A 14,898-nucleotide genomic window follows, 5' to 3' on the forward strand; every position below is an offset into this window, starting at 1 on the left:
CCGCGCCCGGGCTAAACCGGGGGGGGCGGCGGGGGGTGGGCCTGTTACCCCCGCGCGGGGGGGGGGCCCCCCCCCCCCCCCCGGCGACCCCCCGCCCCCCGGCGATCCGGGCCCGGGCACGCCCGGATTGCCCCGAAAGCTGAGTACGCGTACTCAGGCGTCACCCCGGCGGCGCGGCGCACCCTGGAGGGGTGCTCTGGTCAGACCCCCGCGACGAGCCCTCCCCGGAGGCCCGCCGGACGCAGGAGAAGCTGCGCCGTGCCGGCCACGTGCTCGCGGCCTCCCTCCTGCTGATCGCCGTCCTGCTGATGATCTGAACGCCCGCGGGCCGCGGTCTCCGGCCCGACGGACGGGCACCGGCCGACAGACGGGCACCGGCCCGACGGACGGGCACTCGGCCGACCCCTACCCTGGTGGGCATGACCGACCGCCGCGCCCTCGTCCTCGCCTCCGCCTCCCCCGCCCGCCTCGGGCTGCTGCGCCAAGCGGGCCTCGACCCGCGCGTGGTGGTCAGCGGCGTCGACGAGGACGCCATCACCGCCGCCACCCCCGCCGAACTCGCCCTCGTGCTCGCCGAGGCCAAGGCCAAGGCGGTCGCCGCCGACCTGACCGGCGGCGAGCTGGTGATCGGCTGCGACTCGGTGCTGGAGCTGGACGGGCAGGCGCTCGGCAAGCCCGCCGACGCCACCGAGGCGCTGGCCCGCTGGCAGGCGATGCGCGGCCGGTCCGGGGTGCTGCGCACCGGGCACTGCGTGATCGACACCGTGACCGGCCGGCAGTCCTCGGCCACCGCCTCCACCACCGTCCGCTTCGGCACCCCCGACGACGCCGAGGTCGCCGCCTACATCGCCTCCGGCGAGCCGCTGCACGTGGCCGGCGCGTTCACCCTGGACGGCCGCTCGGCGCCGTTCGTCGACGGCATCGACGGCGACCCGGGCAACGTCATCGGCCTCTCGCTGCCGCTGCTGCGCCGGCTCCTCGCCGACCTCGGCGTCCGGATCACCGACCTCTGGGTCTGACCGGCGGGCCGGGCCTCGTTCGGAGGCCCGGCGGGCCGGGCTCCCCGGGCGGCTCCCCGGGCCGGCCGGCGGATCGTCGCGCGACCGCGGTGCGCCGGGGGCCGTCCACCGTCCGGCCCCGTGGCCGTCCCGGGCGCCCGCTAGGCTGACCGCCGCCGTTCGAACGGGGAGGGGACAGGCCGATGACCGACAGTCTGCTCAACGTGCTGCTCGGGCTGGTGGCGAGCGCGATCAGCGCGTCGCTCGGCTGGCTCGCGCAGAACCTGCGCCGTAGGAGGCGGCTGGAGCGGGTCCGCTCGTTCTTCGGTCTGCCGGCCGGCGGTGAGTGCCTGATCGTGGTGAACCGCAGCGTCGGGGTCGGCGCGCACGCCCGGACGGTCACCCGGCGCGACGCCTACGCGCTGATGGAGCTGGCCGCGCTGGTGAAGGAGTGCGGCGCGCAGACCGAGCTGGTCGCGCACGACGCCGTCCACCGCGGCCTGGGCGCCAAGACCGAGTTCTGCTTCGGCGGCCCCAGCAGCAACGAGCGGATGGCCGCCCACCTGGCCTGGGGCCTGCCCGGGGTGACCGTCACCAGCGGGTCGGACGGGCCGGCGAACGTCATCGTGGTGGGCGACCGGTCCTTCACCGTCGACTGGGAGAACGAGGTGTACGCCCTGCTGGCCCGCCTCCCCACCCCCGAGGGCGGGCGCCCGGTCTTCCTGATCTCCGGTCAGACCGGCGTCGCCAACCACGCCGGCGTCCGCTACCTCGTCGCCAACCACCGCCGGCTCGCCCGCCGGTACGGTGAGGACGGTACGTTCGCCGTGGTCCTCAGGGTCGTCAACCCGCAGGCCTACGGACCCGATGTGGTGGAACTGGCCGCCGACGTGACCGCCCAGGCCCGGGAAAGGACCGCCTCCACGGCCCCTGCCGGGTGAGTGTGGCCAAGGCCACCGCCCCGACGCGCCGCCCCGTCACCGTCCGCACGGGACGGCCCCCGCCGGCGGCACCGGCCACCACCTGGGAAGACCCGGACGGGTCGCGGATCGGGCCTCCGAACGCATCACCCTCCGTGTGGGATAGTTCACAACCTGGGGCTACTCGCCGGTACTGCCCAGAAATCCATAAACTCGACCAGGTTCAAGAAGGGAGCCACAGTGCGCAAGGTGCTCATCGCCAACCGCGGAGAAATCGCCGTCCGCGTCGCCCGGGCCTGCTCGGACGCCGGTATCGCCAGCGTCGCCGTCTACGCCGAGCCGGACCGGGATGCGCTGCACGTCCGCGCGGCCGACGAGGCTTACGCGCTGGGCGGCGACACCCCCGGTACCAGCTACCTCGACATCACGAAGGTCCTCAAGGCCGCCGCGGACTCGGGGGCGAACGCCGTCCACCCCGGTTACGGCTTCCTGTCGGAGAACGCCGAGTTCGCCCAGGCCGTCCTCGACGCGGGCCTGACCTGGATCGGCCCGCCGCCGCAGGCCATCCGCGACCTCGGTGACAAGGTCACCGCCCGGCACGTGGCGCAGCGCGCCGGTGCCCCGCTGGTCGCCGGTACGCCGGACCCGGTCGCGGGCGCCGACGAGGTCGTCGCGTTCGCCCGGGAGCACGGCCTCCCGGTCGCCATCAAGGCGGCGTTCGGCGGTGGCGGCCGCGGCCTGAAGGTCGCCCGCACGCTGGAGGAGATCCCGGAGCTGTTCGAGTCCGCGGTCCGCGAGGCGGTCGCCGCCTTCGGTCGCGGCGAGTGCTTCGTCGAGCAGTACCTGGACAACCCCCGGCACGTCGAGACCCAGTGTCTGGCCGACCAGCACGGCAACGTGGTGGTCGTCTCGACCCGTGACTGCTCGCTGCAGCGCCGGCACCAGAAGCTGGTCGAGGAGGCGCCCGCGCCGTTCCTCACCCCCGAGCAGAACGCCGAGCTGTACCGGGCGTCCAAAGCCATCCTCAAGGAGGCCGGCTACGTCGGCGCCGGGACCTGCGAGTTCCTGGTCTCCCAGGACGGGCTGATCTCCTTCCTGGAGGTCAACACCCGCCTCCAGGTGGAGCACCCGGTCTCCGAGGAGGTCACCGGGATCGACCTGGTCCGCGAGATGTTCCGGATCGCCGACGGCGAGGAGCTCGGGTACGACGACCCGGAGGTGCGGGGTCACTCGATCGAGTTCCGCATCAACGGCGAGGACCCGGGCCGCGGCTTCCTGCCCGCCCCCGGCACGGTGACGCTGTTCGCGCCGCCGTCCGGCCCGGGCGTCCGGCTGGACGCGGGCGTCGAGAGCGGCTCGGTCATCGGCCCCGCCTGGGACTCGCTGCTCGCCAAGCTGGTCGTCACCGGCGCCACCCGCAAGCAGGCGCTGCAGCGCGCCGCCCGCGCGCTGGCCGAGTTCAAGGTCGAGGGCATGGCCACCGCCATCCCGTTCCACCGCGTGGTCGTGGCCGACCCGGCGTTCGCGCCCGAGGTGCACGGCGTCGACGGGCCGTTCACGATCTTCACCCGGTGGATCGAGACCGAGTTCCAGAACACCATCCCCGCGTTCGCCGGCGCGCCCGGTGAGGGCGAGGAGGCCGAGGGCCGGGAGACCGTGGTGGTCGAGGTCGGCGGCAAGCGGATCGAGGTCTCGCTGCCGTCCTCGCTGGGCGTCGCGTCGGCTCCGGCCGCCGCCCCCGGCGGTGCGGCCAAGGCGAAGCGCCGGGTCGGCGCCAAGAAGGCCGGCTCGGCGGTCAGCGGTGACACCCTGGCCTCGCCGATGCAGGGCACCATCGTCAAGGTCGCCGTCGAGGAGGGTCAGGTCGTCGCCGAGGGCGAGCTGATCGTCGTCCTGGAGGCGATGAAGATGGAGCAGCCGCTGAACGCGCACAAGGCGGGCACCGTCGTCGGCCTCAAGGCCGAGGTCGGCGGCAGCGTCAGCAGTGGCGCGGCGCTCTGCGAGATCAAGGACTGACGGCTCCGGCCGCCGGACCGGTCCGTACGCCCCTCGGGGTGTGCGGACCGGTTCCGTTTCCGGCTCGCCGCGGGCGCGGGTCCACGCCCGGCGCGGCTCGGCGCGGGTTCTGCTCGCGGGCCGGGCTCAGCGCCCGCGCGGGACGGCCCCCAGCTCGGCGAGCCGGGCCGGCAGCGGGCCGCCGGGGCCGCCGTGCGCGCCGGGGCGGCGCTGGCCGGGCAGCGGGGCGCCACCGGGCGGCGGGGCGGTCCGCCGGGCCAGCGGGCCGGGCTGGGTCTGGTGGACGGGCCCGCTGCCGGTGCCGTGCACGGGGGCGTCCCCGCTCGGCGGGGCGCCCAGGGGCGCCAGGTCGATCTGCACCCCGCAGTCGGCGAGCGCGTCCAGCTCGCGCGCGGTGGTGTCGTCGGCGGCGGCGCGCTCGTCGGTGACCAGCCGGGTGATCGTCTCGGTCGGGACGGTCTGGAACATGGTGTCCGCGCCGAGCTTGGTGTGGTCGGCGAGGACGATGACCTCGGCAGCCGACTGCACCAGAGCCCGGTCCACGCTCGCGGAGAGCATGTTCGTGGTCGACAGCCCGCGATCGGCGGTCAGTCCACTGCCGGAGATGAACGCCTTGGAGACCCGCAGCCCGTGCAGCGACTGCTCGGCGCCGCTGCCCACCAGGGCGTAGTTGGAGCCCCGCAGGGTGCCGCCGGTCATCACCACCTCCACCCGGTTGGCGTGGGCCAGCGCCTGGGCGACCAGCAGGGAGTTGGTGACCACCGTCAGCCCGGGGACTCTGGCCAGCCGGCGGGCCAGCTCCTGGGTGGTGGTCCCGGCGCCGACCACCACGGCGTCGCCCTCCTCCACCAGTCCCGCGGCGAGATCGGCGATGGCGCTCTTCTCGGCCGCGGAGAGGTGGGTCTTCTGCGGATAGCCTGGTTCGCGGCTGAAGCCGCCGGGGAGCACCGCGCCGCCGTGCCGGCGGTCGAGGAGCCCTTCTGCCTCCAGCGCCCGTACGTCACGACGTACGGTCACTTCGGAGGTCTGGACGACGCGGGCCAGTTCACGGAGCGAGACGGCTCCGTTGGCGCGCACCATTTCGAGGATCAACTGGCGACGTTCTGCTGCAAACACAGAACCGACGGTAACCTGCGTGACCGTCTGCTTTCAGGCGTTTGCAGCTAGTAGCGGGAATTGCTCACGCACGAGCGGCGCGTGACCGTACAATACGCGCCGTCAGCAACCCGGGACTGCGCCCGCCGTCCGGGTGACGACCCGTCCCGCGCGAAGGGCGGCCGCCGTACGGCAGCCGCCCTCAACTGCGCGTCAGGCGCTCAGGATTCGCCCCCGGCCCGCTTGCGGATGTGCAGCTGGCGGGCGGCCTCGGCGGTCGAGCCGGAGACGGACGGATAGACGGTGAAGGCGCTGGCCACCTGTTCGACCGTCAGATTGGCGTCCACCGCGAGCGCGATCGGGTGGATCAGCTCGCTGGCGCGCGGGGCGACCACCACGCCGCCGACCACGATGCCGGTGCCCGGGCGGCAGAACAGCTTCACGAAACCGTCCCGGATGCCCTGCATCTTGGCCCGCGGGTTGCCGCGCAGCGGCAGCTTGACCTCGACCGCGTCCATCTTGCCGCAACTCACGTCGGCGGCGGTGTAGCCGACGGTGGCGATCTCCGGGTCGGTGAAGACGTTGGAGGCCACGGTCTTCAGGTTCAGCGGCTGCACCGCGTCGCCGAGCGCGTGGTACATCGCGATCCGGCCCTGCATGGCCGCCACCGAGGCGAGCATGAAGACCCCGGTGCAGTCACCGGCCGCGTACACGCCGGGGGCGCTGGTGCGGGAGACCCGGTCGACCTGGATCTGGCCCCAGTCGTTGAGCTTGACCCCGGCCTCCTCCAGGCCCAGCCCGGCGGTGTTGGGGATCGAGCCGACCGCCATCAGGCAGTGCGTGCCCTTGATCACCGTGCCGTCGGAGAGCGTCACCTCGACCTGGTCGCCCACCCTCTTGGCGCCCTCGGCCCGGCTGCGGCTCATCACGTTCATGCCGCGGCGGCGGAAGACCTCCTCCAGCACCTCGGCGGCGTCCGGGTCCTCGCCCGGCAGCACCCGGTCGCGGCTCGACACCAGGGTGACCTTGGAGCCGAGCGCCTGGTACGCGCCGGCGAACTCCGCGCCGGTGACGCCGGAGCCGACCACGATCAGCTCGCGCGGCAGCTCCTCCAGGTCGTACACCTGGGTCCAGGTCAGGATCCGCTCGCCGTCCGGCTGGGCGTCCGGCAGCTCGCGCGGGTGCGCGCCGGTGGCGATCAGCACCGCGTCGGCGCGCAGCGACTGAACACTGCCGTCGGGCGCGTCCACCAGCACCTCGCGGGAACCGTCCACGGCCTGCCCGCCGCCGCCGAGCCGGCCCCGGCCGCGCAGCACGGTGACGCCGGCCCGGGTCACCGACTGGGTGATGTCGTGGGACTGGGCGATGGCGAGGCGCTTGACGCGTCGGTTGACCTTGCCGAGGTCCACGCCGACCACCCGCGCCTCGCGCTCCAGCGGCGGGGTGTCGTCGGCGACGATGATGCCCAGCTCTTCGTACGAGCTGTCGAAGGTCGTCATCACCTCCGCGGTCGCGATCAGGGTCTTCGACGGCACGCAGTCCGTGAGCACCGCCGATCCACCCAGACCGTCGCGATCGACGACGGTCACCTCCGCGCCGAGCTGGGAGGCGACGAGCGCCGCCTCGTAGCCGCCGGGTCCGCCACCGATGATCACGATCCGAGTCACGTCCACCATTGTCCCGTACGCCGAGCGCGGTGCCACGCCGGGGTCGGGGCTCCTGTTCGATCGCCCAGTCGCCCCGGACGGTCCGACGGACGGTCTAGGCTGCACCCCATGCCCCTCTACGCCGCGTATGCCACCAACCTCGATGCCCGGCAGATGACCCGCCGAGCCCCGCACTCCCCACTGCGCGGGACCGGTTGGCTGGACGGCTGGCGCCTCACCTTCGGCGGCGAGCAGCTCGGCTGGGAGGGCTCGCTGGCCACCGTGGTCGAGGACGAGAAGGAGCAGGTCTTCGTCTCGCTGTACGACGTCGCGCCGATGGACGAGGAGGGCCTGGACCGCTGGGAGGGCGTCCAGCTCGGCATCTACCGCAAGATCAGGCTGCGCGCGCACACCCTGGACGGCGACATCCCGGTCTGGACGTACGTGCTCAACGACTACGAGGGCGGTCTGCCCGCCGCCCGCTACCTGGGCCTGGTCGCGGACGCCGCGGAGAGCGCCGGCGCGCCGCACGACTACGTCCTGGACCTGCGCCGCCGCCCCTGCTGACCGGCGCTACGGCGTAGCCCCGGTACGCCAGGAGGCGGTGGTGGCGGCCAGCGCCGCCGTCACGGACGCCCGCCGGCGCGGCTCGGTGCGCGGCCCGGCACCCAGCTCGACGTGGATCCACGGCACCCCGAGACCGGCCGCGAACCGGCCCTCGACGTTGGTGGTGCCGGTCAGCTGACCGCACTTCTCCCGCCAGGCGCGGCAGACCGCGAACCCGGCCTGCCCGAGTCCGCCGGCGGTGAGCTCGGCGGCCGGCCCGGCCGGGCCGGCGCCGCCGGAGACGACCGCGTCCTGCCCCGGCAGGCTGCCCTCGTCGAAGCCGTGCAGCTGGAGGCCCGGCAGTCCGCGCGCCGTCAGCGCCTCCACCACCGCCGCGAACACGGTGTCGGCGCGGTGCGCCACGTCCGAGGAGCCGTCCGGGCCCGCCCTGCGGTGCGCCCCGGCGAGCACCAGGACCCCGCCCGGCCCGGCCCGGAAGACGTCCACCCCGAGCCGCTCGGTCCGGCTGTCGGAGACGGGGTGCGGCACCTGCACCGACCAGGCCGCCTTCGCCGAGAGGTCGAGGTAGACCCGGCCCCAGCCCCGGTCGTCCGCCGCCCGCCCCGGGCTCTCGGCGATCTCGGCCACCCGGCGCCCACTGCCCGCCTCGGTGAACTCGCTCAGCCGGTAGCCGACCGCGGCCAGCACCGGCCCGGCCCGCTCGGGCCGGCCGTCGAGCGCCGCCAGCACGCCGTCCGCCACCGCCCGGCGCTGCGCCTGGTCCGGGACGGTGTAGGGCCCGTCCGGGCCGAAGTCCGCGGTGTACTCGTCGACCCGGGCCGCCAGGTCCACCGGCGCCGGCCCGGTCGGTCCGACCCCGTCGGCGGGCACGGTGGCGGGGTGCCCGCCGGAGCCGCGCGCCGCGACCGTCAGCACGACGGCCAGGGCGGCGAGGACCAGGAGCAGCGCCGCCGACAGCGGCACCGCGCGCCGCACGCGCGTTCTCCCCACGGGCCGAGTTTCCATGAGCCGAGAACCTACCCTGCCGCCAAAGGAATCCATGCCTGAAACCTTTTGAGACCAAAGATTCCCCGGTTCGAAATCCGAACGAGACGAGATTCCAAAAAGCACTTCGTAGGCTGTTCAGGTTTTGACCAGGGCTTGACCATTCCTGGTCCCGGCGGGGCTCCAAGGGGAGGTGGAGCGCGCCGCCACCCCCGAACCCGATGACGAGGCCTCCCGTGAGTACGGCACCCACCCCGCCGCGACAGCACCGCTATCGCCGCCGGGCCGACATGCCGCTGCTCGGCGGGATCCGCCCGCCGATCGCGCTGCTGCTGGTCCTGCTGCTCGCCGTCGCCACGATCACCGCGCTGGCCGTCGGTGGTCTCCGGGTGGACGACACCCCGCGGGCCGTCCGGGAGTCCCACCAGTACGCCGCCGAGGACACCGCCGCCTCGCTGCGCGCCGGACTCCACGAGAGCGCCACCGACCTGCGCCGGGCCGCCGCCCACTACGACGGCGCGCCCGCCGAGCCGGCCGCCGTGCTGACCGCGCTGGGCCAGGCCTACCGGAAGTGGCGCGGCACCGTGATCGTCCGGCCCGACACCGGCCGGCTGCTCGCCGCCCGCGGCGAGACCGTCCCGCTGGCCGGCCTCGACCTCGGCAAGGTCACCGACACCGCGCCCGCGCCGCTGCTGATGCCCTCGACCGCCGGGACCAGGCTGCTCACCTTCGCCCTGGTCAGCACGGCGGACGACGGTCGCGCCCTGCTGGTCGCCTCCGACAACCTGCGGCTGCCCGGCGTCGCCACCCGCGAGGAGCAGACCGTCCAGGTCCTCGACGCCGCCGGGTCCGTCCTGGACTCCACCGGTGCCGCGCTGACCGCCGAGCCGGACCGCCGGCTGGTCGCCGGGGCCCGCGAGCGCGCCGTCCACGAGCGCCCGGCCCCCGGCAAGGCCGTCTCGGGCAGCCTCGCCGGCAGCCCGGACGCCAAGGGCGTCCGCCGGGTGGCCGGCTACGCGGCCGTCGCCGCCCCGGACGGGTCCGACCCGGCCACCGCGCTCGGCCTCACCGTCGTCTCCACCAGCGCCCTCGACGCGAAGCCGGGCAGCCTGCGTCATCCGGCCCTCGGCCTGGCCGCCGCCGGCGCGCTGCTGGCCCTCGCCCTGCTGCTGGCCCGGTACCTGGTCCGCACGCTCCAGCGTCCGCTGCTGCGCCTCTTCCTGGAGGCCCGCCGCCTCACCCGGGGGGAGCTCGACCGGCCGGTCACCGGCCCCCGGCGCGGCGAGGCCGGGCGCACCACCCGCGCCCTGGAGGAGCTGCGGCTCCAACTGCTCGACCCGGCCCGACCGCCGGCCACCGCCCGCCCCGCCCGGCGCCGCCCCGGCACCGCGCTGCCGCTGGCCCTGTGCGCCGTGGTCGTCCTCGCCTGGTCGGGACCGCTGCTGCTGCTCGGCGGCGGCGACCCGCGGGTCCGCGTCCCCGCCCAGGTGGTGGCCGGACAGCGGGACCGCACCGACACCTCCGCCGACCGGATCCGCCAGGCCCTCAACGAGGGCTACGCCGATCTGCGCTCACTCGCGCCGGCCCTCGCCGAGGCCTCCGTCGGCAAGGCCGGGACGCTGCTGCGCACCACCCTGGCCGAGCACGACCGGTACCGCTCGCTCTACGTCCTCGGGGCCGACGGCGAGGTGCTCGCCCGGGCCGGCGAGGCACCGCACCGGACCGGGCCGCAGGCGCTCGGCGCGAGCGGCGTCCTGCTGCTCAACCGCTCCGGCAAGGAGCCCCGGATCGCCGCCCGCGCGGCGCTCACCGCCACCCCGGCCGAGGAGGACGACGAGAACGGCCAGGACGGCCAGGAGGCCGCCGAGCCCCGGGGGCCGGTCCTGGTCGGCGAGTTCAAGACCGACTTCCTGAGCGGACTGCTGACCAGGCCCGGTCTCGGCCGGGTCTGGCTGGTCGACGACCGCCGGCGCGTCCTCGCCGCGAACGAGGGCTACAGCTCCTTCGGCGAACTTCCCGACCCCCGGGCCGGGGCCGTCCTGGCCGACGCCGGGAAGAAGGCCGCCGTCGACGTGGTCCGCACCGGCGGCGAACCCGCCCTGCTGGCCGCGGCCCCGCTCGGCGGCAACGGCGCCGTCGCCCGGCTCGGCTGGTCGGTGGTCACCGCGCACCCGGTGGCCTGGCTGCACCTCGACCAGAACCGGGCCGACCGGCGCGCCGTCCTGGCCGGCATGCTCGGCCTCGCCGCCGCCGCGCTCTGCCTCGGCTGGCTCTTCATCGCCGTCGGCCTGCCGCTGCGCCGTCTCACCGCGAGCGCCGAGGCCCTGGCCGCCGGGGACCGCCGCACCGTGCTCCACCCCGTCCACCACGACGAGGTCGGAGCCGTCGCCCGCAGCCTGGAGCTGATCCGTCAGGACCTGGAACGGGCCGCCCGCCGCGCCCCGGCCGGACCGACCGCCGCCGCCACGACCGCCACCGCCACCCGCTGAGAAGGACCGCCCCCCGTGCTCTTCCTGTACCTCGTGCTGCTGGTGTGCTGCGCCGTCCTGCTGGTCGCGGGCATCGTCGAGCAGCGCCGGCACTACGCCGCGCTGGAGCAGATCCCGACCCGGGTCCTGGTCAACGGCATCCGCGGCAAGAGCTCGATCACCCGGCTCTGCGCGGGCGCGCTGCGCGGCGGCGGCCTGGTGACGGTGGCCAAGACCACCGGCACCGCGGCCCGGTTCATCCACCCCGACGCGACCGAGGAGCCGGTCTACCGCAAGTTCGGCATCGCCAACGTGGTGGAGCAGATCGGCATCGTCCGCCGGGCCGCGACCTATCGCCCGCACGCCCTGGTGATCGAGTGCATGGCGGTGATGCCGGCGCTCCAGGAGGTCAACCAGACCAAGCTGATCCGCTCCACCATCGGCGTGCTCTGCAACGTCCGTGAGGACCACCTGGCCGAGATGGGCCCGACGCTGGACGACGTGGCCCGGTCGCTCTCCCGCTCGATGCCGGTCGGCGGCGTCTGCGTCACCGCCGAGCGGGACCGCGCGCACATCCTGCGCGCGGAGGCGGCCGCGCGGGACTGCGAGCTGATCGTGGTGGACCCGGAGTCGGTCACCGACGAGGAGCTGCGCGGCTTCAGCTGGTTCACCTTCAAGGAGAACGTGGCCATCGCCCTCGCCGTCGCCGAGCTGCTCGGCATCGAACGGCAGACGGCGCTGCGGGGGATGTGGCAGGCCCCGCCGGATCCGGGCGTGCTCTCCGTCGAGCGGTACCGCACCGAGGACGGCGGGCGGCTGCGGTTCGCCAACGTCTTCGCGGCCAACGACCCCGAGTCCACCCTGATGAACGTCCGTCAGCTGGAGAGCCTCGGCGCGATCCACCGGCCGCTCAACGTCGTGATCAACTGCCGCCCGGACCGGGTCGAGCGCAACGGCCAGATGGGCCAGATCGTGCCGGACCTCGACCCGGACACCGTCTTCCTGATCGGCCACCCCACCCGCAGCGCCCGGGACGGCATCCCGGCCGGCTGGCCGGGCCGGGTGGTCGACCTCGGCGGCGACCGGCGCGACCCGGCGGCGCTCACCGCCGACCTGCTGGCCGAACTCGGACCGGACTCCTCGCTGGTCGCGATCGGCAACATCCACGGCCAGGGCGAGCTGCTCCTGGAGGAGCTCGCCCGGCTCGCCCCGGACGAGGCGCCGGAGCCGGAGGCGGCGCCCGAGCCCGAGCCCGGGTACGCGACGACGCCGGACGCGTGGCCGACGGCGCCCCCGTCCGCGCAGCACGGGTACGCCGGACACGGCTACCCGCAGCCCGCGTACCCCGAGCCCGCGTACGCCGAGCCCGCGTACGCCCAGCCCGCGTACCCCGAACACGGCTACGCCCAGCCCTGGCCCACCGCCCCCGGGCCCACCGAGCCCCCCTCCGCCCAGCCGGTGTACGTCCCCGAGCCGCTGCCGGACTCCTGGTTCGCCCCCGCCCCCACCCGCCGGACCACCCCCTTCCCCCACGGAGACCAGCAGTGATCCCCACCGAGCTCACACCCGAGATCGCCGCCATCGGCATCGCGCTCGGCCTGGTCTTCTCGCTCGTCTGCTACCTGACCACCAACCTCTCCCCCGGCGGCATGATCACCCCCGGCTGGCTGGCCCTCACCCTGGTCGAGGACCTCCAGCGGGTGGCCCTCGTGATCGGGGTGACGGCGCTGACCTACCTCGCCACCCGGGCCGTCCAGAAGCTGGTGATCCTCTACGGCAAGCGGCTGTTCGCCGCCGTGGTGCTGATCGGTGTCCTGCTCCAGGCCACCGTGATGCTGGTGCTCCAGCGCGAGCTGCCCACCCTGTACGCGAACCAGACGCTCGGCTTCATCGTCCCCGGCCTGATCGCCTACCAGCTGGTCCGCCAGCCCCGGGCCGCCACCCTGATGGCGACCGGCACGGTGACCCTCGCCAACTACGTGGTGCTCACCGCCGGCGTGCTGCTCGGCGCACTCCCCGGCACCTGATCGCGGTACCCGTCCCCGGTAGCGCCCCCACCCCCCAGCACCCGCAGGAAGCCAGGCCCCTCATGCCCGTCACTCGGAAGTCCCTGCTCAGCACCGGCCTCGCGGTCAGCCTGCTGGCCGCCGGCGGCTACCTCACCGTGCAGCTGCGGGACCGCGACCGGCTGCCCGCCGAGGGCGTCGGCACCGCCCCGCTGATCGCCGCCACCGCCGCGGCGAGCCCGGCCGCCCCCGCCGCCGGCACCGCCGCGGCCGCCGTCGGGTACCGCTACGAGCGGCTGGCCGGCCCGGACCGCACGGTCGTGCGGGACTCCCGCGGCGGGGTGCTCGCCACCCTGACCGACGGCGCCCGGACCGCCGTCCTGGCCGGCCCGAGCCGTACCTTCGCCGAACCGGGCACGACCGCGGCCACCCTGGTCAGTGACAGCTGGGTCCGGCTGCTGCCGCAAGCCTGGCGGCCCGGGGCGGAGACCGAGGGGTGGTTCCGCACCTGGTTCCAGCAGTCGCTCGGCTCGACCGGGGACGACGTGCTGGCGATCGCCGTCCAGTACCTGGCGGGCGCGCCGGAGGGCCGGGACGCCAAGGGCGTGCGGGTCAGGGGCGACGCCTCGTTCGGCCCGCTCAACCCCAACGGTTCGGCCGGCAACGACCTGCGGCTGGAGCAGACCGACTTCGTGGACTACCTCGGTACCGCGTACACCTTCGCCGACAAGGTCACCAAGCAGCCCGACAAGAGCCGCTACGGCTCCTTCGACTGCTCCGGGTTCGTCCGGATGGTCTACGGCTACCGCTCCGGGTACCCGCTGCTCAGCAAGGACGCGGCCGGCGCCGGTCTGCCCCGCACCGCCAACGGCCTGGCCCGGCTCGCCCCCGGGGTCCCGGTGCTGCCGCTGACCACCGCCCCCGGCTCCGACACCACCCTGCGGCCCGCCTCGATCGACCCGCTGCAACCCGGTGACCTGGTCTTCTTCGAGATCGACGCGCGCACCGGCGCCCGGCTCGACCACACCGGCATCTACCTCGGCCTGGACACCGACGGCCACCCCCGCTACATCTCCAGCCGCGAGGAGGCGAACGGCCCGACCTTCGGCGACAAGGGCGGCACCGCCCGCCTGGACGACAACGGCCTGTACGCGAAGGGACTGCGCAGCGCGAAGCGGCTGTAGATTGCTCCCGCCCGGAGGCCCGGAAGCAGGCCTCCGAGCTGTACTTTCACGCCATCCGGGTAACGATCCGGCACGTCGTACCAGGATCTTCTACGCGCGTAGCCGATTCCCGTCTATCCTCGGACCTGTGAACGCATCTCCTCAGTCGGTCGTCTCCGCCGACCCCTACGCCGCCGCCCAGGCCGCCGCCGAGCGCCTGCGCGAGCTGACCGGCGCCGAGCGCCACGACGTCGCCCTGGTGATGGGCTCCGGCTGGGTGCCGGCCGCCGAGGCCCTCGGCGAGACGGTCGCGGAGTTCCCGGTCACCGAACTCCCGGGCTTCCCCGCCCCCGCCGTGGCCGGCCACGCCGGCACCATCCGCTCGGTGAAGATCGGCGACAAGCGCGCCCTGATCTTCCTGGGCCGCAACCACTACTACGAGGGCCACGGCGTGGCCACCGTGGTCCACGGCGTGCGCACCGCGGCCGCCGCGGGCTGCGGCATCATCGTGCTGACCAACGGCTGCGGCGGTCTGCGCCAGGGCTGGGTCCCCGGCCAGCCGGTGCTGATCAGCGACCACATCAACCTGACCGCGGACTCCCCGATCGTCGGCGCCAACTTCGTCGACCTCACGGACCTGTACTCCAAGCGGCTGCGCGACCTCTGCCGCGAGGTGGACTCCAGCCTCGACGAGGCCGTCTACGTGCAGTTCCGCGGCCCGCACTACGAGACCCCGGCCGAGGTCAACATGGCCCGGGTGATCGGTGGCGAGCTGGTCGGCATGTCCACCACGCTGGAGGCCATCGCCGCCCGCGAGGCCGGCGCCGAGGTGCTCGGCATCTCGCTGGTCACCAACCTGGCCGCGGGCATCACCGGCGAGCCGCTCAACCACGCCGAGGTGCTGGAGGCCGGCAAGGCCTCCGCCGAGCGCATGGGCACGCTGCTCGCGAAGGTCCTTGAGCGGATCTGACCCGGCTCTGACGCACAATCGTGAGCGACGGGGTCCGCGGGCGGCTGTGATCAGCGGATCACAGC

The 14,898-nt window shown here is 74.6% G+C and carries 13 protein-coding genes; 10 read left to right on the forward strand and 3 right to left on the reverse strand.

Going from position 1 to position 14,898, the window contains the following annotated elements; all coding sequences use genetic code 11:
* The first annotated feature begins 191 nt into the window (after nt 1-191).
* From mmpB to ACFXHB_RS36390, 4 genes are all read left to right on the forward strand, one after another.
* Nucleotides 192-317 carry a morphogenic membrane protein MmpB gene (gene mmpB, locus ACFXHB_RS36375; RefSeq protein ID WP_380579894.1) on the forward strand — a complete coding sequence of 42 codons (126 nt, stop codon included), beginning with the start codon at nt 192-194 and terminating at the stop codon, nt 315-317.
* A 102-nt stretch (nt 318-419) separates the two neighbouring features.
* Complete coding sequence (locus ACFXHB_RS36380) at nt 420-1,019, forward strand: nucleoside triphosphate pyrophosphatase (protein ID WP_380579896.1); 600 nt, start codon at nt 420-422, stop codon at nt 1,017-1,019.
* A 182-nt stretch (nt 1,020-1,201) separates the two neighbouring features.
* Nucleotides 1,202-1,939, forward strand: coding sequence for a hypothetical protein (locus tag ACFXHB_RS36385; RefSeq protein WP_380579898.1), 738 nt, complete (start codon nt 1,202-1,204; stop codon nt 1,937-1,939).
* Nucleotides 1,940-2,158: 219 nt separating this feature from the next.
* Nucleotides 2,159-3,934: an acetyl/propionyl/methylcrotonyl-CoA carboxylase subunit alpha gene (locus ACFXHB_RS36390; RefSeq protein WP_380579900.1), complete on the forward strand. Its 1,776-nt coding sequence runs from the start codon at nt 2,159-2,161 to the stop codon at nt 3,932-3,934.
* Between the two features lie 126 nt (nt 3,935-4,060).
* Here the strand turns inward: ACFXHB_RS36390 and ACFXHB_RS36395 are convergent, their stop codons facing one another.
* Complete coding sequence (locus ACFXHB_RS36395; RefSeq protein WP_380579920.1) at nt 4,061-5,014, reverse strand: DeoR/GlpR family DNA-binding transcription regulator; 954 nt, start codon at nt 5,012-5,014, stop codon at nt 4,061-4,063.
* Nucleotides 5,015-5,250: 236 nt separating this feature from the next.
* Complete coding sequence (locus tag ACFXHB_RS36400; protein WP_380579902.1) at nt 5,251-6,705, reverse strand: NAD(P)H-quinone dehydrogenase; 1,455 nt, start codon at nt 6,703-6,705, stop codon at nt 5,251-5,253.
* Nucleotides 6,706-6,804: 99 nt separating this feature from the next.
* Between ACFXHB_RS36400 and ACFXHB_RS36405 the strand changes: the two genes are divergently transcribed.
* On the forward strand, nt 6,805-7,242 hold the full coding sequence (locus ACFXHB_RS36405) for a gamma-glutamylcyclotransferase (protein WP_380579904.1): 438 nt from the start codon (nt 6,805-6,807) through the stop codon (nt 7,240-7,242).
* Nucleotides 7,243-7,248: 6 nt separating this feature from the next.
* On the opposite strand, the gene ACFXHB_RS36410 is transcribed toward ACFXHB_RS36405, so the two are convergent.
* The gene (locus ACFXHB_RS36410; RefSeq protein WP_380579906.1) at nt 7,249-8,232 is read right to left on the reverse strand and encodes a hypothetical protein; all 984 of its coding nucleotides are present in this window, start codon (nt 8,230-8,232) and stop codon (nt 7,249-7,251) included.
* A gap of 230 nt (nt 8,233-8,462) precedes the next feature.
* On the opposite strand from ACFXHB_RS36410, the gene ACFXHB_RS36415 reads away from it, so the two are divergent.
* From ACFXHB_RS36415 to ACFXHB_RS36435, 5 genes are all read left to right on the forward strand, one after another.
* Nucleotides 8,463-10,715 (forward strand): HAMP domain-containing protein, encoded by a 2,253-nt coding sequence (locus tag ACFXHB_RS36415; RefSeq protein ID WP_380579908.1) that lies wholly within the window; start codon nt 8,463-8,465, stop codon nt 10,713-10,715.
* 15 nt (nt 10,716-10,730) lie between these two features.
* The gene (gene pgsB, locus ACFXHB_RS36420) at nt 10,731-12,242 is read left to right on the forward strand and encodes a poly-gamma-glutamate synthase PgsB (RefSeq protein WP_380579910.1); all 1,512 of its coding nucleotides are present in this window, start codon (nt 10,731-10,733) and stop codon (nt 12,240-12,242) included.
* The gene (locus ACFXHB_RS36425) at nt 12,239-12,721 is read left to right on the forward strand and encodes a poly-gamma-glutamate biosynthesis protein PgsC/CapC (protein WP_380579913.1); all 483 of its coding nucleotides are present in this window, start codon (nt 12,239-12,241) and stop codon (nt 12,719-12,721) included. Before pgsB ends, ACFXHB_RS36425 begins: the two co-directional genes overlap by 4 nt.
* A 62-nt stretch (nt 12,722-12,783) precedes the next feature.
* Complete coding sequence (locus ACFXHB_RS36430) at nt 12,784-13,884, forward strand: NlpC/P60 family protein (protein ID WP_380579914.1); 1,101 nt, start codon at nt 12,784-12,786, stop codon at nt 13,882-13,884.
* Nucleotides 13,885-14,011: 127 nt separating this feature from the next.
* Nucleotides 14,012-14,833 carry a purine-nucleoside phosphorylase gene (locus ACFXHB_RS36435; RefSeq protein ID WP_380579916.1) on the forward strand — a complete coding sequence of 274 codons (822 nt, stop codon included), beginning with the start codon at nt 14,012-14,014 and terminating at the stop codon, nt 14,831-14,833.
* Nucleotides 14,834-14,898: the final 65 nt, after the last annotated feature.

The organism is Kitasatospora sp. NPDC059327 (genome assembly GCF_042752535.1).
Classification (GTDB): domain Bacteria; phylum Actinomycetota; class Actinomycetes; order Streptomycetales; family Streptomycetaceae; genus Kitasatospora.